Source organism: Chitinophaga sp., from assembly GCF_035538455.1.
In the GTDB taxonomy this organism is placed as follows: Bacteria; Bacteroidota; Bacteroidia; order Chitinophagales; family Chitinophagaceae; genus Chitinophaga.
In genome coordinates this window covers 1-19,999 of the sequence record NZ_DATLKJ010000182.1, presented here as the reverse complement: position 1 = coordinate 19,999, position 19,999 = coordinate 1, and the positions used below count along the sequence as shown (strand labels likewise).

Annotated in this window: 13 protein-coding genes; 6 read left to right on the top strand and 7 right to left on the bottom strand. The window is 47.2% G+C overall.

Going from position 1 to position 19,999, the window contains the following annotated elements; all coding sequences use genetic code 11:
- Nucleotides 1-13 precede the first annotated feature (13 nt).
- The 3 genes from VM802_RS21750 to VM802_RS21740 all read right to left on the bottom strand — a co-directional run bounded on the left by VM802_RS21750 (nucleotide 14) and on the right by VM802_RS21740 (nucleotide 5,871).
- A complete protein-coding gene (locus tag VM802_RS21750; protein WP_325534517.1) occupies nucleotides 14-3,562 on the bottom strand; it encodes a SusC/RagA family TonB-linked outer membrane protein in 3,549 nt (1,182 codons plus the stop codon).
- Between the two features lie 335 nt (nucleotides 3,563-3,897).
- Entirely contained in the window at nucleotides 3,898-5,055 is a 1,158-nt protein-coding gene (locus tag VM802_RS21745; RefSeq protein WP_325534515.1) for a FecR family protein, read from the bottom strand.
- Nucleotides 5,056-5,154: 99 nt separating this feature from the next.
- Nucleotides 5,155-5,871, bottom strand: coding sequence for an RNA polymerase sigma-70 factor (locus VM802_RS21740; RefSeq protein ID WP_325534513.1), 717 nt, complete (start codon nucleotides 5,869-5,871; stop codon nucleotides 5,155-5,157).
- A gap of 577 nt (nucleotides 5,872-6,448) precedes the next feature.
- Here VM802_RS21740 and VM802_RS21735 point away from each other — a divergent pair.
- The 5 genes from VM802_RS21735 to VM802_RS21715 all read left to right on the top strand — a co-directional run bounded on the left by VM802_RS21735 (nucleotide 6,449) and on the right by VM802_RS21715 (nucleotide 14,753).
- A complete protein-coding gene (locus VM802_RS21735; RefSeq protein WP_325534511.1) occupies nucleotides 6,449-9,622 on the top strand; it encodes a SusC/RagA family TonB-linked outer membrane protein in 3,174 nt (1,057 codons plus the stop codon).
- Nucleotides 9,623-9,649: 27 nt separating this feature from the next.
- Nucleotides 9,650-11,566 (top strand): RagB/SusD family nutrient uptake outer membrane protein, encoded by a 1,917-nt coding sequence (locus tag VM802_RS21730; RefSeq protein WP_325534509.1) that lies wholly within the window; start codon nucleotides 9,650-9,652, stop codon nucleotides 11,564-11,566.
- A gap of 29 nt (nucleotides 11,567-11,595) precedes the next feature.
- Complete coding sequence (locus VM802_RS21725) at nucleotides 11,596-12,822, top strand: DUF5000 domain-containing lipoprotein (protein WP_325534507.1); 1,227 nt, start codon at nucleotides 11,596-11,598, stop codon at nucleotides 12,820-12,822.
- A gap of 5 nt (nucleotides 12,823-12,827) precedes the next feature.
- Complete coding sequence (locus tag VM802_RS21720; protein ID WP_325534505.1) at nucleotides 12,828-13,547, top strand: DUF4998 domain-containing protein; 720 nt, start codon at nucleotides 12,828-12,830, stop codon at nucleotides 13,545-13,547.
- Between the two features lie 69 nt (nucleotides 13,548-13,616).
- The gene (locus VM802_RS21715; RefSeq protein WP_325534503.1) at nucleotides 13,617-14,753 is read left to right on the top strand and encodes a glycoside hydrolase family 88/105 protein; all 1,137 of its coding nucleotides are present in this window, start codon (nucleotides 13,617-13,619) and stop codon (nucleotides 14,751-14,753) included.
- 74 nt (nucleotides 14,754-14,827) lie between these two features.
- On the opposite strand, the gene VM802_RS21710 is transcribed toward VM802_RS21715, so the two are convergent.
- Nucleotides 14,828-15,865 (bottom strand): GNAT family N-acetyltransferase, encoded by a 1,038-nt coding sequence (locus VM802_RS21710; protein ID WP_325534501.1) that lies wholly within the window; start codon nucleotides 15,863-15,865, stop codon nucleotides 14,828-14,830.
- A gap of 346 nt (nucleotides 15,866-16,211) precedes the next feature.
- On the opposite strand from VM802_RS21710, the gene VM802_RS21705 reads away from it, so the two are divergent.
- On the top strand, nucleotides 16,212-17,210 hold the full coding sequence (locus tag VM802_RS21705; RefSeq protein ID WP_325534499.1) for a sigma-54 interaction domain-containing protein: 999 nt from the start codon (nucleotides 16,212-16,214) through the stop codon (nucleotides 17,208-17,210).
- Nucleotides 17,211-17,525: 315 nt separating this feature from the next.
- Here VM802_RS21705 and VM802_RS21700 read toward each other — a convergent pair whose 3' ends face one another.
- The 3 genes from VM802_RS21700 to VM802_RS21690 all read right to left on the bottom strand — a co-directional run bounded on the left by VM802_RS21700 (nucleotide 17,526) and on the right by VM802_RS21690 (nucleotide 19,763).
- Nucleotides 17,526-18,293 (bottom strand): hypothetical protein, encoded by a 768-nt coding sequence (locus VM802_RS21700; RefSeq protein ID WP_325534497.1) that lies wholly within the window; start codon nucleotides 18,291-18,293, stop codon nucleotides 17,526-17,528.
- A gap of 204 nt (nucleotides 18,294-18,497) precedes the next feature.
- Nucleotides 18,498-19,274, bottom strand: a complete 777-nt coding sequence (locus tag VM802_RS21695; RefSeq protein WP_325534494.1) for an SOS response-associated peptidase — start codon at nucleotides 19,272-19,274, stop codon at nucleotides 18,498-18,500.
- A 72-nt stretch (nucleotides 19,275-19,346) separates the two neighbouring features.
- Nucleotides 19,347-19,763, bottom strand: a complete 417-nt coding sequence (locus VM802_RS21690) for a LexA family protein (protein ID WP_325534492.1) — start codon at nucleotides 19,761-19,763, stop codon at nucleotides 19,347-19,349.
- Nucleotides 19,764-19,999 lie beyond the last annotated feature (236 nt).

The window sequence follows — 19,999 nt, the reverse complement described above, 5'->3', positions numbered from 1 at the left end:
TTCAGTTTTATTATCAGAAAGCAACGTTTAACCCAAAGGAGTATGTTCTCTGAGATGGGTAGATGGTATTTTCAACATACACATCTGCACCCAGTGCGCCTTCAGGATCAATGTTCGGGATGGATTTATACAGATAGAACAGGTTACGTGCCGCTGCGGTGAGTGTGAGCCGCTGCAGTTTCATCTTTCTGGCTAAAGCTGATGGCAATGTGTAAGAGATAGCTACTTCTCTCAGTTTGATGAAATTGTTCTTGTAAAGCCTGTCCGGCGGGAAGGAAGTAGCCAGGTCATTGGCGTATGTACCATAGTAGTCAGATGCGCTGATGATCTGGTTGTTTGGGACATACTTACCATTGGCGTCTACCATCATACCAGGAAGGATCAGACCATCATGGTATACATGACCATCGGAAGAAGCAGAAGGAGCTGGCTGGTTATGCTGCCATGCAATCTTCTTTCCGTTGGAGATGTAATAAGCCATACCTCCGCTTTCTTCGTCGCGATATTGTAAAGTGCTTTCCAGCTGACCTACACCTGTGAGCCGGTTGTTGGTGTAGGAGAAAATAGTGCCTCCGAATTTGTAATCAAAACCGATGCGCAGGTTAAAATCCTTGTATCTGAAATCAGAGATAAAACCGCCGTAAACTTTAGGCAATACGTTGCCGGCAGATACATATTTCTGGTCATCGAGAGAATAAAATCCTTTATCGTCTACTACCTTATTACCTTTGTCATCACGTCTGTAATCGTACATGATGATTTCTCCATAAGGACGTCCTTGGTCTGCATGCAGGCTGGCAGCAGAGCCATTGATCAGGTTCAGGAAAGGATAGTTGGTAACGCCCGGATACAATTTAATTACTTTAGATCCCTGGCTGGCCGCATTCAGGGTCAAATCCCAACGATAGTTTTTGCCCATCAGTGGCGTACCGGTTATGCCCAGTTCAAAGCCCCATGCTTTTACATCACCCACATTTATCTTCATACCCAGGGAACTTGATGCGGAAGATATAGGCAGACTGATGATCTGGTTGTAACGATGGTTTACATAAAATGCGAGATCAAATGTGAGCCTGTTATCGCGTAGGAAGGTATTGTTTAAACCTACCTCAAATTCGCGCTTACGTTCAGGTTTGATCTCACCGGCAAACAGGTACTGGTTGGGAGAAACAGAGTTGGCAGAAGTATTAGGCAGTCTTGAATAGCCGTAGAGGTTATTCAGGAAGTAGCGGCTAGTTCCATTACCCACATCCGCCCATGACAACCTCAGGGTACCGGAATTCATGTTATGGATTTTAAAGCGTTCAGAGTAGTTCCATGTAACGGCCACCCCAGGGTAAAAATACTTATTGGAACCTGGAGGCAATGTGGAGTTCCAGTCCTGACGGCCCTGTGCTTCCAGGGTCAGCTCACTCTTCCAGGATAATGCGGCAGAAGCCAGTACGCTGTAAAGCACATCATTACCTCTTGAGAAGCTCCTTAGTTTATATTTATTGTCAGCGCTTGGCTCACCTGACTCATTAGAGAAAGAGTACCATCCGGGGAAGTTCAGATCGCCAATAGTGCTGCTGCTCAGGTAGTCGACATTACGACGTCTGTAGATACCACCTGCAAATGCAAAGAGGTGCAGGTCGTGTGCAAAGGCTTTATTGTAGTGCACCATACCCTGATAGGTCTGAGTGGTGGCGTTTTCCTTGGCAACGCCGAAACTACCGCCTTTTACAGTTGGTAATATCTGGGTTACGCTGATTTCTGTATTGTAGTTGGTATTATCATAATCAAGACCTGCCTGTCCTACAAATGAAACGCTTGGAGAGAAGGTCAGCGTTACTTTGGCAGAGCTGATCAGGTGCACTTTGTCATCTTTATAGCGGTTATTTCGTGCATTCCAGATGTAAGAACCAAGATTGGAGAATGCAGTAGGCACACCGGCGTTAGAAAGATCGCGTTTGTAGCCGGTGGCATCAGTATAGAAAGGATATATTTTACCGTAATCATAATCTACCGGGAAGCCCCAGGCAACTGAACCTCCATTGTCAGAACGGCGGTTCTGCGTAGTGATGTTAAAGATATTGGACGTTATTTCGAAGGAGGCAAAGTCAGAAGCCCTGATATTACCGTTGAAGCTGAAGGTGTTCCTTCTCTGCCAGGAGTTATCACCTACAATATCCTGGTAGTTATAGTTAGTGTAAGACGCCCGGATACTTCCTTTCTCGTTGGAGCCGGAAATAGCCACATTCGCAGTGGAGGAATGTCCTGTCTGGAACAAATCAAGGAAGTTATTCTTATGCGGAGAGTTTGATACAAAAGAACTGTCGTAGAACATCACATTGGAGCCATCGAACTTTGGACCAAAGCTGAAACGCTTATTAGGTATGGTGCGTACACGTTGGCCATTAACATTGGCATATACAGTATCGTAAATGTTGTCACCGAGGCCATATTTATCCTGCAGTTTCAGGTATGATACGGGTTGTTCAATGGAGTACTGCAGGTTGGCTGTGATACCAAAGCCTTTTGCATTCTTACCGCTTTTAGTGGTGATGATCATAACGCCGTTGGCTGCATCACTACCATATAATACGGTAGCTTTTGCACCTTTGAGGATGTCGATGGATTCAATATCATCCGGGTTGATGTCGTTGATACCGGCGCCATAGTCAAATCCCTGTCCAACAGGTCCGCCTATAGAGGTTTTCCTGTCGCTCAGGATAACGCCATCCACTACGAACAGCGGTCTTACGTTTTGATCAGGGTTCATACTGGCTGCACCGCGGATATTGATTTTGACACCACCCTGCGGACCAGATGCACCTACGTTTACACCCACACCAGCAGCTTTACCGTACAGGGCGAGGAAGGGGTTCATGGTGCTACCGGCTTTGGTGAGTTCTTCACCTTTAACGCTACTGATAGCATATCCCAATGTACCTTTCGGGCGTTTGATACCCAGCGCAGTTACCACCATTTCATTCAGGCCACTGGAAGCAGCTATCAGTGTTACGTCCAGTTTGTCGGATGCGCCTACATTAACTGTTTTTGATTCGAAGCCGATGGAAGAGAATACCAATGCCACATCGCCATCCGGTACTTCTATACTGAAGCGGCCCTGTACATCCGTAACACCGCCTTTTCTGGTGCCTTTGATCAGGAAGGTAACACCTGGAACAGGGTTGCCGGAGATGTCTTTCACTACGCCGGTTATTTTCCTTACAGTAACTTCCGTAACGTTGCGGAAGGGCAGGGGATTCTCGAGCCTGTCGTCTTTTTCTTTTACGGCAACGATCTTGCCAATCACTTCATAGCTGAAAGGCTGATCCTTGAAAAGTTGAGTGAGCACTTTGTCCAACGGAGCGTGCTCCACTGAAATGTCCACAGGCTTGCTTTTTTTCAACATGGCATCTTCATACCAGAAGTTATAGCCTGATTGCTTTTTTATTTCATCAAACACCTTCTGGATAGAAGCATGTTTATGCGATAAAGTTATTTGTTGTGACAATGTACTGGCGCTGATCTGCAAGCAGGCAACGGTCAGGAGAACAGCTGTCAGGTTGATCCTCATAATGAGCGTTTTTTTGAACTTCATACGGGCGCACAGCCGGAGAAACGGGAGCGCGTAGTTTTTGGTTGAAAGCCCTGGAATGCGCGGGGGCTTAGCATGACAATTAGATTGCATACATTTGCTTTGTTTGGATTTAGTTAATCTGATTCGGAACATGCGTATCGGCATTGACAAATAGATCCAGGCCTATAGCCGGAGGTGGGTGAGATCGCCTCTGGCTTTTTTGTTGGACCATGCCATTATCCGGTTACGGACTTTTATTCATGGTATTGGTTATTGGTTGATTGAATGCTTATGGCTGTATTAATTTAGTATCACTATAAATGCCTTGTCTTTTATGGCATCACTATAAGTCTGTTATCTTCCATCTTAAAATGAATTCTGCTTACTTCCAGCAACCGTAATAGCTCTGATAAGTTGGCGTTTCGCGGAATGTCACCGGTGAAGGTACGCGCAGGCATAGCTCCGTTATATACAACCTCCACATCGTACCAACGCTCCACCTGCCGCATAATTGTTTTGATATCTGCACTCCTGAATGATGTAAGACCGTTTTTCCAGGCCACTGCCAGGTCCACATCTGCGTTTTCAATTACATGAATCTTACCTGCTGCGTCGAGCAATGATTGCTCTCCAGGTTTAAGTAATGTTGCTTCCTGTTCTTTGCTTACTTTGACCGCTCCTTCGAGCAGCGTTGTTTTGATCGCGTTTTCGTCGGTATAGGCCATGATATTGAAACTGGTTCCCAGCACGGCCACATCTGCATCTTTAATAGTTACGTGAAAAGGCTGCCCCGGATTTTTTTCCACTTCAAAGTAGGCTTCTCCGTTGAGCTCCACCTTACGTTCCTTTCCGGTGAAGGCAGTGGGGAACTTCAGCGATGAAGCGGCATTGAGCCATACCTTTGAACCATCCGGCAATACCAGCCTGAACTGTCCGCCCCTTGGAGTACTTAGTGTATGCCACGAAATGGTGGCAGTTGTTTCGTTGTTGTAGGCCAGTTGTCCCGCGCTAAGCTGCATGTTGAGCTGATGCTTCGCCAACGGGATTTTCCCGGAGCTGTCCAGCTCTATTACATCGCCATCCCCCAGTGTAAGCGTTGCTTTAGTACTACCGGGAGCCGCATCTTTCCGGTTGCTTGTTGCAACCAGCGGTGCGCGTCGTGTTTTTTTGTCTCCCTGGAAAATCAACCAGGACAATCCTCCAGCGGCCAGCAGCAGAATCGCAGCGGCCCATCGTTGCCAGTAACCCTTTCTGGATGGCGGATCAATCCTTGTCATGATCTGCTCCAGCATCTGATCCGACTGATGTGTGAAAGGTACGATCTGTTCGTCTGCCGTTTTTACCCATGCCTCTTCTATCAGCAATTCCAATTGTGCATGATTATCAGGTGCATTTAGAAAACCGCTCAGTTCTGCCCGTTCTTCAGGCGTAATTGTTTGGTTGAGATATTGGTTTATCAGGTAATGCAACCTGCTGTTATCCGTTAGCATAAGTGAGATTCTGGTCTGAAAAAGAAAGTAGCGTAAAGCCCTTTATATCAAAAGACACCAGAAAGGAGTAAAAAGAGGTAATGCGATGAGAATTTTTTTTTAATGAGAGAATAAAGAAGTGATCAGCAAGAGCAGCAGGTTTATTTCCGGATGGGCCAGTGCATAGCTACGGATGGAGCGCAGGGCCAGCACCATGTGCTTTTTGACGGTTTCCAGCGAGATGGCCAGGCGTTCTGCAATTTCTGCCTGACGTAATCCTTCATCGCGGCTCATGAGGTACACCTTCTGTCGTTGGGCAGGAAGCTCGGCAACGGCCTGGTCTATAATAGCGTGATAAAAAACGGTATGATCATCTTCCTGCGAAGCAGCCACACTCATTTCCCATTCCTGCCTGCGTGCCATTTCGCGGCCCATTTTTTTAAGGAAGGAAAGCGTATAGTTTTTAGCGACAGCGTATAGATAGGGATGAAAATACGTTACCTGGCTGAGTTTATCGCGCTTCTCCCAGATGCGGATAAAAACTTCCTGTACAATCTCCTCGGCCAGCGGCAACGAACCCGTAAGCTGCAGCACAAAGGCTCCCAGCCGGTTATGATAAGTGTAGAACAAAGTAGCAAAGGCAACTTCATCGCCTTGCGACACATTCAGTAACAGCTCCTTTTCACGCTCTGATTGCACGGTGTTATAAATAAGATGAATGCTCCCTGAGGAAACTTTGGTTGATAATGTAAAGATATAGAATCTTACCTTGATAAAAAACGCTTTTCCTATGGCCGGAAGGGTAAGGGTTGCCCGGAAACATAGAGCAGTGCGCATTTGGGGAGTTTGTTAACAGCTTGTTAGTGTACAGGAGGAAGAATGTGGGAAGCCAGATGTAAATCATTTCCCTTGCAGAGAGAAAAAAGTATGAGTTTTTGGTAAAATTGAAGGAGGTAATGTGATTTTTTTTACAAATATTTGTTTACAGGAAGATGAATGCCATCTTCTTTAAAGCGAACTATTTTATAGCCAGAATCAACTGAAATTTTATTCCCCCGGAAGCACCGGTTGAAATCCTTGTACAGATACTGTTATGAAAGATTAATAAGAAGATCCTGTTAGATATCATCGCACTTTTTTCCACTAATCCGGCAGACTAATGACTTACCAGCGCAGATAACGGCAATGCACATACGTTTTTCAAAAATGCAAACGATTGTAGCCTGAGTAACCCTTATGCAGAATACCTCTCATAAGCCAGCGCTGTACATCCATGAATTTTTTTGAGGTTAGCTGCAAACGATTGCAGCTAATAGGTTTCCACAGTAAATAAATTCCACATGCAGGCTGACAGTCAGACCTGGAGCTACTTCCATGCCCTGTGTCAGACACCTGCAAATGAAAAACTGACAGCATGAAGAAAAAATTTACCCTACACCTGCACTTGTGCGGACTGCTGCTGTTGCTACTGGTTGCTATACAGCTCGCATCTGCACGGGCACTACCTACCACCCTCAAAAAAGAAGTAAGAGGGCAGGTGACCGACAGCGCCGGTGCTCCTATGCCCGGCGTTACGGTGGTAGTGAAGAACAATTCTTCGGTGGGTACCACCACTGACATGAACGGCCGCTACATCCTCGTAGTGCCGGACAACACTACCACCCTCATTTACAGTATGGTGGGCTACAACACCATAGAAGTGCCCCTCAGTGGCCGCAACGTTATCAACATCAAGCTGCAGGTAGCATCCAACCAGCTGGGAGAAACTGTGGTAGTGGCTTTCGGCAAACAAAAGAAGGCATCTGTGATCGGCTCCATCACCACTATCAATCCCGGAGAGCTGAAGGTGCCTTCCAGCAACCTCACCACTGCATTAGCCGGCCGCCTCGCCGGCGTGATTGCCTACCAGCGTTCCGGTGAACCGGGCATGGACAACGCGGAATTCTTCATCCGTGGCGCTACCACCTTCGGCTATAAGAAAAGCCCGCTCATCCTCATCGATGGTATCGAGTACAGCACCACAGAACTGGCGCGCCTCACACCGGATGATATTGCCAGCTTCTCCATCATGAAGGATGCTACAGCCAACGCCCTGTATGGTGCACGCGGCGCCAACGGGGTTATCCTCATTACTACAAAGGAAGGGAAGGAGGGTAAGGCCAGGATCTCCCTCCGCGTAGAAAACTCCATCTCCGCGCCTACACGTGATGTACAACTGGCAGATCCTGTCACCTACATGAAACTTAACAATGAAGCGGTGCTCACCCGCAATCCGCTGGCGCCCACCACTTATTCGCAAAGCCAGATAGATAACACCATTGCGGGAACTAACCCTATGGTGTTTCCTACTACCAACTGGAAAGAGATGCTGTTTAAAAAACAGACCAGCAACCAGCGCGCGAATTTCAACCTCGGCGGCGGCGGACAAATAGCCACCTACTACATCTCCGGAGGATATTCAAAAGATAATGGTATCCTCAATGTAGATCGCCGTAACAACTTCAACAACAACATCGATCTGAAAACGTATGTACTCAGGTCCAATATCAACATACGTGTAACCCGTTCTACCAGTGCAATGGTACGCCTGCATGGCACATTCGATGAATACACCGGCCCGGTAGACGGCGGTGAAGGACTGTACAAAAAAATGCTTCGTTCCAACCAGGTGCTCTTCCCGGCATATTATCCTGCTGATGACGCCCACCAGTTCGTGAATCATCCATTGTTTGGCAACTTCAACAACGGCGAGTATCTCAACCCCTATGCCGATATGGTGAAAGGGTACAAACAGTATTCCCGCTCCCTCATGCTTGCGCAGTTTGAACTGAAACAGGACCTTTCTTCTATACTCGCCAAAGGGCTGTCTGTAAGAGCCATGATGAATACCAACAGGCAGGCTTACTTTGATGTGTCAAGACAATATACTCCCTTCTGGTACAGCGCCAATAATTACGATAAGCTGACCAACACCTATGTGTTGCGCGACATTAACCCTGATCAGGGTACAGATTATCTTAGCTATGTGCCCGGGAAAAGAACCGTTGCATCCACCTTCTATTTTGAATCGGCTGTGGATTACAACCGTACTTTCAATAAACACGGTGTAGCCGGTATGCTCATTTTCATTGCACGCAACCAGCTGGAAACAAATGAAGACAACGGCGCGAGCGCCCTGCAGAAGTCGCTGCCCTCGCGGAATATGGGACTATCCGGCCGTGCAACCTATTCCTATGATAACAGATTCTTTGCAGAGTTCAACTTTGGTTATAACGGTTCTGAACGTTTTTACAGAACGGAGCGTTATGGTTTCTTTCCTTCTGCGGGTATTGCCTGGTATGTATCCAATGAGAAATTCTGGAAACCGTTTGAGCACATTGTCACCAAACTCAAGGTGCGCGGTAACTACGGCCTGGTGGGCAACGATGCGATCGGCAGCGCCGAAGACCGCTTCTTCTATCTCTCGAATGTAAACATGAGCGATCCGAAGAAGTCTGCCACCTTTGGCACCAATGGCATCTACACACGTAATGGTATTTCCATCAGCCGGTACGATAACCAGGCCATCACCTGGGAGACTGCGCGCAACTCCACTTTGGGCCTGGAAATCGGGTTGTTCAATAAACTGGATATTATCGCGGAATATTTTACGGAGCAGCGTTATAACATCCTCATGAACAGGGCGTCCATTCCCAGTACGATGGGGCTACAAGCCACGCCCAAGGCTAACGTAGGTAAAGCTGTTTCTAATGCGATAGATATTTCAGTGGATTATAACAGCAATATCGGTAAAAGTTTTTTCCTCTCTGCACGCGGTAACTTCACTTTTGCCAGCAATAAGTTCAAGGCGTATGAAGAGCCGCTATACGCAGAATGGTACCGCTATCATGTGGGTTATCCTATTTCCCAGCAATGGGGATATATTGCTGAAAGACTGTTTATTGATGACGAAGAGGTGAGAAGTGCGCCCCCGCAATCTTTTGGCAATTTTAAAACCTTAGGTGACGATATAAAATTCCGTGATGTGAATGGCGACGGACAGATCACTCCCAGTGATATGGTGCCTATAGGCTATCCTACAGTTCCTGAAATTATTTATGGCTTCGGCTTTTCCCTTAAGTACAAAGGCATTGACCTGTCGGCATTTTTCCAGGGCTCTGCCAGATCTTCTTTCTGGATTGACGTGAAAGCCACTTCTCCCTTTATTGATGTGGATGATGATAAAACCATTACCTCCGAAAATCAGTTGCTGAAAGCCTACGCAGACGATCACTGGTCTGAGGAGAACAGGAACCTGTATGCGTTGTGGCCGCGGCTGAGCCCTAATCTTAACACCAACAGCGAACAGAATAATACCTGGTTCATGCGTAATGGCGCCTTCCTTCGTCTTAAACAAGTAGAGATCGGATACACTGTTCCCACACGGATCACGCAGCGTGCGCATATCACGAACCTGCGCATCTATGCCAATGGTACTAACCTTGCCACCCTGTCTGGTTTTAAGCTGTGGGATATAGAGATGGGAGGTAACGGTCTTGGCTATCCGATACAGCGTGTGGTGAATTTTGGATTGCAGATGGGATTCTGATTATCAACTTATAAAAAAAATATTGTGATGAGATATAACATCCTGTCAGCCATTATATTGGTATGGCTTTGCTCCTGCAAGAAATACCTGGACGTTGTACCGGACAACATCCCTACTATCGATAATGCTTTCACCCTGCGTACGTCTGCTGAAAAGTATTTGTTTACCTGTTATTCCTACATGCCTAAAAACGGCAGCTTCAACGACAATGCCGGTTTCAATGCTGCCGATGAAGTGTGGTATGATGATCCTATTCACGATGTGGATCCTACTTTCTTCAACATCGCGCGGGGACTGCAAAGCATGACTAACCCGCTGGGAAATTTCTGGAGCGGAGCAAGCAGGGGTACTGCGTTATACACTGGTATCCGCGATTGCAATACTTTCCTCGATAATATCGGAAAGGTGAGAGAGCTGCGCGAATATGAAAGGGAGAGATGGATCGCTGAAGTGAAATTCCTGAAAGCGTATTATCATTTCTTCCTGTTCCGCATATATGGCCCGATACCACTGATCAGAAAGAACCTGGCCATTTCCAGCGACCCCGATGCTGTGCAGGTGTACCGTGAGCCGGTGGATAGTTGTATCAGCTATATAGTGCAGCTGCTCAATGAAGCGGCTGCCAGTGAATACCTGCCTAATAAACTGGAAGGTACAGAGAATACAGAGTTGGGACGGGTCACCAAAGCCATTGTATTATCCCTGAAAGCCAAAGTGCTGGTTACCGCCGCCAGTCCCTTGTTCAATGGTAACTCAGATTACGCCGGCCTGAAAGACAACAAAGGCCGCGTACTGTTCCCCGCTTCCTTTAATGTGGAGAAGTGGGCGCTGGCAGCGCAGTCCTGTAAAGAGGTTATCGATTTCTGTCATAATAATGGTTATGCATTGTATCATTTCCCCGGCAACTTCGGTTATAAGCTCAACGACATCATGCAGCGCCAGCTCGATATTCGTGCAGCCGTTACCGATAAGCAGAACAACACGGAAGTGATATGGCCCAATACCAACAGTGTAGCCGATGACATGCAACGCTGGTCTATGCCGCTCATTGCCAACGGCGCCAGCACCTCCGGCCCTAAAGGGATTATCGCGCCCACGCTTAAGATGGTGGAAATGTTCTACACAAAGAATGGCGTGCCCATCACAGAAGACAAAACCTGGGACTATGGCCGCCGTTACGTGCTGAGAACAGCAGCTGATAATGATAAATTCTACATCAAAAGCGGAGAAGAAACCGTGCAGCTGCACTTCGACAGGGAACCGCGTTTCTATGCAGACATCGCATTTGACAGAGCTATATGGTTTGGCAACTGGATCAACAATTACAATAGCGACAGCGCGCTCTACTTTGTAAAGGCCAGAGCCGGCGAACTTGCATCCAGGCGGGGAATCAGCAACTACTCCGTTACAGGGTACTGGGTAAAGAAAACGGTAAACATCGAAAGTAGCGCGGCTACAGATGGTAACATCAAAAGCGGTATGGTTACCTATCCCTGGCCGGAAATAAGGCTGGCAGACCTCTACCTGCTATATGCAGAAGCGCTCAATGAAGTGAGTGGCTATAGCGCCGCCGCTACTATATGGATCAACAAGGTGAGAGAAAGAGCGGGATTGCTGTCCGTGGAAGATGCCTGGACGAGGTTCTCCAGGAATCCTGCAAAGTATACGACAAAAGAAGGGCTACGGGACATCATTCAACAGGAACGCGCCATTGAGCTGGCTTTTGAAGGGCAGCGCTACTGGGACCTGAAGCGATGGAGAACAGCGCACCTGGTGTTGAATAATCCCATCAAGGGTTGGGATATCACACAGGTGGCAGCTCCTGCTTATTACAAGGAGGTGTTACTGTTCAATCAACGGTTCAGTATGCGGGATTATCTCTGGCCTATCGAGAACGGAGAAATGATCATTAACAAAAATCTCGTTCAGAACCCCGGCTGGTAGCCATCTCTGTCATTCTAAAAAATATCATCATGAAAAATTCCAGCATACTGTTATCCATATTATCGCTCTGTATAATTTGCTGTTTCGCGTGTAAACCCGATAAACTGGAGCCTATATCAGCTGATAAAGCAGCACCAGGGCCTGTTATAAAGCCCACCTTCAGCGGCCTTCCCGGCGCTGCCGAGATCTATTACACATTACCGGATGACCAGAACCTCTCTTATGTACGAGCGGAGTTTGAGATCAATGGCGTAAAGAAGGAAGCGAAATCATCATTCTATAAAAGATCTGTTACAGTAGAGGGCTTTGGCGATACTACCGAGCATGTAATTACACTGTATGCGGTGAGCCGGAGTGAGGTGCCTTCTACACCTGTGCAGATAAAAGTAAGGCCGCTGCCTCCTGCTATCTGGGGCGTATACAAATCCCTGTTGGTAGAAGAAGCGTTTGGTGGTCTGCAGGTGGATTTTACCAACCCAGACAAGGGAAAGATAGTGGTAGGCACCTTGCTCTGGAACCCACAACAACGCGAGTGGCGCAACATCAACAACTTTTATTACGGGCTTGATTCGGGGAGCTTTACCATAAGGGGATTGACATCCGTGAAGCAATTGTTTGGCATTTTTATTAAAGACAGATGGGGAAATGTAACAGACACATTCAAGAAAGAGCTGACGCCGATTTATGAAGAAGAACTGAACAAAGCCAACTTCATAGATATCCGAAAGAAGTTTCCCATACCGCAACTTCCTCCGTTGCCTAAGTCGGGCGCTAAGGTGGCGGAACCCACAAACCTTAGCTCCTGGCCCTTTGCCAATATGTTTAACGGTATCATCGGCAATGAAGGTTTTCACACGACAGAAAATAAAGATGTGCCTATCTGGATACCCATCGATCTGAAAGTGAAAGCCAAACTAAGCAGGTACCGTATCTGGCAGCGTCAGTCTGATTATATCTTCAATCATGGTAATCCGCATGAGTGGGAGATCTGGGGTACCAACACGCCCAACGATGTGAACAGCTGGGTGAAATTCGATCACCGTGTAATGGAAAAACCTTCTGCCCTGCCATTGGGGCAAAAAACAACAGAAGATATTGACAATGCCGCCGCCGGCGAAGAGTATGAGTTTCCGCTCAGTGCGCCTGCGGTGAGGTATATCGCCTGGAAACATATCGACAGCTGGGCAGCTATCAACGGTACTATCGGGCATTTCCATCTCAGCGAGATGTCTATCTGGGGACAAATCATAAACTGATCTACATGAAAACAAACAATATCCTGTTGCTGATAATAATCATCGTGTTGTTGTATGCCTGCAGCAAGATGAACGATACCTACAAGGGATTCCTGCAGGGCGGAGAGATCCTTTACACCGGCAAGGTGGATTCGCTGAAAGCCTTTCCGGGAAAGAACCGTACGCTGCTCACCTGGCTGCTTGTTTCAGATCCCAAGATCACGAAGTGCAGGGTGTTCTGGAATCGGAAAGCCGATTCTACTGAAATAACAGTGAGAAGAAGCCCGGTTACAGATACCATCAAAGTGATGCTGGATAACCTGAAAGAGAATACCTATACTTTCCAGGTTTACACTTATGATAACATGGGACACAGTTCTGTGAAGGAAGAAGTAATAGGAAATGTATATGGGGAGGTATATCTGTCTACACTCTCTAACAGGCCACTGAAGACAGCCAGGTATGATGCTGCGAAGAAGGAGGCTGCGTTGCAGTGGTATGGGGTGAATAACCAGGTGGTAAGCGTAGAGATCAGTTACACTACCAGCGCAGGTACTACGAAGCAGTTGATCCAGGTGGCGGACAGCATTCCCGCTAATCCCCTAGACCCGCTGGAGTTCAGGACCACGTTGAAGTTGCCGGATTACAAACCCGGAATTCCGTTTCAGTACAGAACAGCTTATAAACCGGTAAAAGCAGCCATCGATACGTTTTATACCATGCACGAAACGGTGCAGGTGCAATAGGCCCGGCTGATCATTGACAACAAAGAACTAAATGCTTATTTTGTTTCATTCTAAAATAAAACCACGTTTATGAAAGTAATATTTGCGGGTTTACTATCCATGATGTTGCTGACAGCAGGATACATGCATGCGCAGAAGAAATCAGGCGCTGCCGATCTGCGCAGCTTCCCGAAAGGAAGCACACCGGAAGAAGTAGGAATGCGTGTAGCGGCACGTTTCGTGGCATCGCCGCATCCTAATTTCGGCAGGCCGGGATTACCTAACCGGATCACCTATCCGGAAGTATGCGCCTGGTACGGTGCGCTCACTTTCGCAAAAGAAAGCAAGAACAAAACACTTACTACGGAGCTGGCTAAACGATTTGATCCTTTCTTTGGTCCGGAAGCCAACCTGGTTCCTGCGCCAGACCATGTGGATCACTCCGTATTCGGGTCTGTACCACTGGAGCTTTATATACAGACGAAAGACAAGCGCTATCTTGATATGGGCAAAGGTATCGCTGACAAGCAATGGGGACAACCCGAAGGCCCGCATGTGAAACCTGAATCACAGGGTTATGCTGACCGCGGTCTCACCTGGCAGACGCGTATGTGGATAGACGATATGTTCATGATCACGGCTGTGCAGTCGCAGGCATACCGCGCAACCGGTAACCGCGAATACATTGACCGTGCGGCCAAAGAGATGGTCTTATACCTCGATTCCCTGCAGCAGCCCAACGGCCTCTTTTATCATGCGCCCGATGTACCTTTCTTCTGGGCCCGCGGTGATGGTTGGATGGCAGCTGGTATGAGTGAGTTACTACGGTCACTTCCTAAAGACAGTCCTTACCGCGACCGTATCATGAAAGGCTATAAAACCATGATGGCTTCTCTGCTCAGATACCAGGCTCCTGATGGTATGTGGAGGCAGCTGATAGATGACCAGGAGGCGTGGTCTGAGACTTCTGGCACCGGTATGTTTACGTTTGCTATGATCACCGGTGTAAAGAACGGCTGGCTGGATGCCGCCACTTATGGCCCTGCTGTGCGTAAAGCATGGCTGGCACTTGTTTCTTACCTGGATGAAAACGCAGATATCCGCGAGGTATGCGAAGGCACCAACAAGAAAAACAGTCGTCAGTATTATCTCGACAGAAAGCGTATTACCGGCGATATGCACGGACAGGCGCCTGTGTTGTGGTGCGCTACTGCGTTACTGCGATAGGGTGCGAATTTGTTTCTCGCAAAGGAGCAAGGAGCAAAGAGCTCTTTGCTCCTTGCTCCTTTGCGAGAAACCGATCAGCTGTCAAAGCGGTATCCCGGGAAGGGTACGTTGGCTGCTGCGCTTATGTGGCTGGTTCTTTTCAGTAGCAGCATTTTATAGACGTTGATGTCAGCGATCAACCGCCATGTTTTGAATGGCAGGTGATAGTCGGAGAAGCCGGCTTTGAATTCAAAGAGGGAATCACGGTTACCGCCAACACCGCCACCGAGTTGCAGATACTGCATGCCTGCTTCTTTTCCAAGTATACTGGCTTCTTCTATCAGTAGCCGCATGGGCGAGTCGTGCAGAAAATCACGATGTGTGGCAGCGAGGTGCAATTGCATGAACTGATTGCAGCAGGTTGTCAGTACGCCGCCGGTAACTTTCCCATCATAGCACGCGAGTAATAAGTGACTGCTGAAACCTTCTGCGTGTAAGAGTTTCAGAAAGTGATCGGCATCATAGAAATAATTACTGCCTGCACTCAGTCGCATCATATTGTCAGTGTAGATCTCTGTGAATATGGCTACATCAGCAGCGCTGGTAGCTTGTCTTACGGTATATCCCTTGTTTCGCAGCTGGTTGATTTTGGAGCGGAAAGCTTTACGATAATTCATGCGCTGCTGTGTAATATCAGGCCGGAGATCTATTACAACAGTTTGACCATTGTCATATAATTCCACACCTGATCCGGGGTTGAAATGCTGGTGGATAAGGGGATTCAGCCTGGTGAATACACTTACGATGTTTTCTTCTTTCAGGAAAGCGTAGAAATTTTCGAGGAACTTGTTCATGAAACCGGGCGTGATGTCTGCGAAGTCGATATTGGAAACGGGGCCTGCATAACCATAAACGGAGGTGCAATCAAAGTACGCTGTTCCTTCTATTTTTCTCTTCAGCAGTGGGATAGCAATAAAGGCGCCGTCTGATTCAAATAGAAATAGTAAGGGGTCGTTACTATCTGCGGACATGATGTGATAGTAAGATGTGTGGTGGAAGTCATACGCATGGCTGCTTTTGATAACATGGTCCCACTTTACTTGTTCATCAATTGTAATAGTAGAATTACACATAGTTTTTTAATGATTGGTATTCTTTTTGTTTGATTGGGGAATTAATATGTCAATTAGTTTGTTGGATGCCGTTAGTATGAATTGTTTGATGCCAGCACAAAAGCAATAACGGTTGCTGCCGTAGTTTTTCCAGAGTATTAGCGTTTCTTAGTGGTTCAATGACTGTGCCATCTGCCTAAGATATTGGTAATAAAGGTATTTGCATTAAGGATAGTAAAATTTCGACTCCTGTATTTTGGTAAACTCCAATCAGAAATACGAAATATTGGGGATATTGTTAACCGGGGTTATCAGCATAAGCCCACGATCTTATATTGAGATGAAAGATACAATGAAAAATAACATCATGAACTTATTACCTGCGACATTATCTGCACAAGGTATTGAGCTGATTGGTGGAGACTCGTTGAAACCGGCTATAGATCTGGCTGTACAGGTAGCTGCTACAGATGTTACTATTTTGTTAACCGGAGAAACAGGAACAGGAAAGGAATTGTTTGCAGAGATCATACATCGGTTATCATCACGTAATAACAAACCTTTTGTAGTAGTTAACTGCGCTGCGTTACCCACGCACCTGATAGAATCGGAGTTGTTCGGACATGAGAGAGGGGCATTCACCGGTGCGCTGCAACGTAGAGTGGGCAAGTTTGAGCAGGCTAACAATGGTACTATTTTCTTAGATGAAATCGGAGAACTGCCGCAGGAACAACAGGCGAAGTTGTTGCGTGTGTTGCAGCAGAAAGAAGTGGAAAGAATTGGCGGGCAAACGCTGAAGGTGAATGTAAGAATTATTGCGGCTACCAACAGGGTGCTGGAAGAAGAGTGCAAGGCCGGGAGATTCAGGCAGGATCTGTATTACAGGCTGCATGTATTCCCGATACAGTTACCTCCGCTGCGGGAACGGAAGGAGGATATTCCGATACTCATTGACTATTTCACGGAAAGGGCTGCACGAAAACATGGGAAACATGTGACGGGTGTCTCAGAAAGATCTGTCGCTGCACTAATTGATTACCCGTGGCCCGGCAATATACGTGAGCTGCAGCACACAGTTGAAAGAGCAGTGATCGTCAGTAATTCCCCCGTTATAAAAATAGAAACCCCTCCTCTTCCATCTTCTCCCTCCTCTTCTCCCTCAACAATAAATACTGCGTCCTCACTTCCGCTGATGTCATTACAGGAAGCAGAGCGGAGGCTGATCATCCGTACACTGCAGCATTGCGGAGGGAGGATAAGAGGAAAGAATGGCGCTGCAGAGATATTGAAAATTAAACCGACCACACTGGAAGCAAGAATGAAGAAGCTCGGCATTGTGAAGATGCATGTAGTTGGAAAGGATTAACAGACTTATTGACTGACCGGTTACAGTGCTCACACTGCCGTGTGACTGCTTAGTCAGCAGGGAGATGCACGTTAGTCAGCAGGGAGATGCACGCCTTAATGCAGGCGTAAAGGTGGACTTGATGCGGGTATGTGCTTTAGCCGGGCAAGTGCAATGACGTTGGTCAGGAAGGTGAGGGAGGTGGTATGATACACATGCAGAAATCGCAACAGGTTTTCCTGTAGTTAAAATTATCAATAGTATGTTGGGCATTCGGGTTAGGGACAATAATGTTCAGGTCATCAGTATACAGTTGTCAGACATACAGAGAATGGTTTATTCCAGTTGAATAACAGGAGGAAGCGGTTGCGTAGATAGAGTGACTAAGGTTCCCGATGGCGATTGCTTTAACACAGGCCGTCTTTGATGGGTTGGTTTGTGCAGCACCTGCGTCAGGGATTGTGGTGGTTGCACTGCAATAATATCAGCGGCGAAGTATTTCCTGTTACAGGAGGGAACATTATCCAGCACGCATCTTATCTGTAGAACGACCACTAATGTTCCTCTTCCTGGTACGTTGACATTGCATGCAGCTCCTTTAAAAGATTCTCCGGTTTTTATGGAGAGGATGGCGCTCTCTGTGCCTATTATCCGGTTGGTTGCGAAATGGATACGGGTGGCGATCACTTTTATTTCCAGTTCGCTGATGCCTTTGCAGGTAGGTAATTCCTGTGACGGAATGTGCAGGATACCTTCTTCGGAAAGTTCGGGCGGTAGTGTAAGAAACTTATCTGTTCCCGTATACTGGTTGAACCTGAAGCCGGTTATACTCCTGGGGTCACTGCCGGCTGTGGGGATGAGCAGGCTGGTCAGCCGGTTGATATGTCCGCTGTCACAACTTATGTCCAGGCTGCCGGAGAAAGCACTGCGGATAAGCGCCCCTTTTCTGCTGGCAATACCAAACCGCCGGGCGGCTTTGCGGGTAGCGATGGTCTGCCGGACGATAGTGGGCATGCTACGCAGGAAGTGTTGGCCATTGCGCCTGTAACCAATCAGATTGCCAAGCCTGCCGGTGAAGGTGATGATAGAAATCTGTTTTGCCATGACAAATGATATTGATGTTATCTAAAGATAACATTATTGGCATAAATGATTTCATGGCTGTATTGAAGATTATTCAACGGCAGGGCATGGCAACATTGAAAATATTCAGGTCGGGAGTATGAGGTATTAGATGGCAGTTAAAGGTGATCGAACGGGGTTTAGATAATTTGTAAAATACACTGCGATTATACCTTATCCAGGGTATCAGCCCAGCACTATTTCTGGCAGACCTTCATATGTTACGGGTGTGATAACGGTGTCATCGTCTGGTTTGGTTTTGCGTACGGAGTTTACCGGCCAGTAGTCCAGATCAGCAACCGGCAGTTCATATTGCAGCACTTCCTGTATAGCCGCATCTGTTAGCTGTGGTTGCAGCCAGCGGAGGGCAAGCTCATTGGTGAGCATCATTGGCATACGGCCTGCATTGTCGCCACCGTTGTGTATCTGGCGCATGAGCGGGTTGGCGCTGCGTGTCAGCAGGGTGAAGGTGGGTATACGTTCCGGTTTATCCACATCCCAGGAGTTGGAGAGGGCCCACAGACCGGCGATGAAGAACACGTCCTGTTCTTTATGTTTGATGTAGTAGGCTACTTTATTTTTCCAGCCTGGTATCTGGCGGTATTCGAAGAAGCCGGTAACGGGAATAATACAACGCTGGTGCCTGATGGCATTCCACAGGGTGCCTTGCTCTGATACTTTTTCGCTGCGGGCGTTGAGGAACAGTTGTCGTTGTTTCTTTACTTTCTCAGCGGTATCCAGCATTTTTGGGATAGGGCCCCAGGTGAATTTTTCCAGTTTGAATCCACTATTGTTGACGATTACGGGCCATTGAGGGAACGACATGCCTATTCTATGCCAGGTAGGGTCCATTTCATCTATATCGGTATTCACATCGAGGTCCAGTTGCCCGGCGGTATTAAGCTGCGGAATCGTTCGGAGCAGGTTCTTTAGTTTCTTATTGAGGGCGATGTCGTAACACATAATTTAAAAGCGTTCTATGGCTGGCAAAGGTATTCTTTTTTCCCGGTGATGTTGTGACAGTGACAGCAGTGACTATTTACGCATGTCCATGATTACGGCGGTGATGACGCCCCATGCCTGGAAATCGGTTTCTTCGGTGATCACAATAGGTTTGTAGAAAGGATTTTCGGGGTGCAATACCCAGTTGCGTCCGGCTTTCACGAGCCGTTTGACGGTAAAGTCGCCGTCCAGTGTGCCGGCAATGATGTCGCCGGTGGATGGGCGGATAGAGCGGTCCACTATGGCGAGGCTGCCGTCAGGGATGTTGGCGTCAGCCATACTGTCGCCTTTTACACGGACAATAAAGGTGGCGCCGGGATCAGGGTGCAGGAGTTTTGACAGATCTATTTCCTCCTGGTAGTCGGCGGCAGGTGAGGGAAAGCCTGCGGGTGTTCTGGAGTCGGCTATGTGCAGATTACTGCTTAGTCCGCTCAGTTTTAATGCTTCCATAACTGGTTTGTGTTTGGTGAATACTAAATTTATTAGCAAATTAAAGCTAAATATTTTAGTTTGTAAAACACATTAACAGATCGTTTGCAAACGCTGTCTGGCTGCGGTATATGGGGCTGTTCCCCTTATTTATCCAGGGGGAAATCGATTTGCGCGCTTTTAAATAAATACCTATATTTATCACAAGTTTTGTTAACACAAAATCATTAGTAACCCTAAGCAGAAAAAAGAATGGA

Bases quoted from the DNA above. Each gene is read 5' to 3' on its own strand.
- VM802_RS21750 (WP_325534517.1), bottom strand. From the start codon at position 3,562: ATGAGGATCAACCTGACAGCTGTTCTCCTGACCGTTGCCTGCTTGCAG.
- VM802_RS21745 (WP_325534515.1), bottom strand. From the start codon at position 5,055: ATGCTAACGGATAACAGCAGGTTGCATTACCTGATAAACCAATATCTC.
- VM802_RS21740 (WP_325534513.1), bottom strand. From the start codon at position 5,871: ATGCGCACTGCTCTATGTTTCCGGGCAACCCTTACCCTTCCGGCCATA.
- VM802_RS21735 (WP_325534511.1), top strand. From the start codon at position 6,449: ATGAAGAAAAAATTTACCCTACACCTGCACTTGTGCGGACTGCTGCTG.
- VM802_RS21730 (WP_325534509.1), top strand. From the start codon at position 9,650: ATGAGATATAACATCCTGTCAGCCATTATATTGGTATGGCTTTGCTCC.
- VM802_RS21725 (WP_325534507.1), top strand. From the start codon at position 11,596: ATGAAAAATTCCAGCATACTGTTATCCATATTATCGCTCTGTATAATT.
- VM802_RS21720 (WP_325534505.1), top strand. From the start codon at position 12,828: ATGAAAACAAACAATATCCTGTTGCTGATAATAATCATCGTGTTGTTG.
- VM802_RS21715 (WP_325534503.1), top strand. From the start codon at position 13,617: ATGAAAGTAATATTTGCGGGTTTACTATCCATGATGTTGCTGACAGCA.
- VM802_RS21710 (WP_325534501.1), bottom strand. From the start codon at position 15,865: ATGTGTAATTCTACTATTACAATTGATGAACAAGTAAAGTGGGACCAT.
- VM802_RS21705 (WP_325534499.1), top strand. From the start codon at position 16,212: ATGAACTTATTACCTGCGACATTATCTGCACAAGGTATTGAGCTGATT.
- VM802_RS21700 (WP_325534497.1), bottom strand. From the start codon at position 18,293: ATGGCAAAACAGATTTCTATCATCACCTTCACCGGCAGGCTTGGCAAT.
- VM802_RS21695 (WP_325534494.1), bottom strand. From the start codon at position 19,274: ATGTGTTACGACATCGCCCTCAATAAGAAACTAAAGAACCTGCTCCGA.
- VM802_RS21690 (WP_325534492.1), bottom strand. From the start codon at position 19,763: ATGGAAGCATTAAAACTGAGCGGACTAAGCAGTAATCTGCACATAGCC.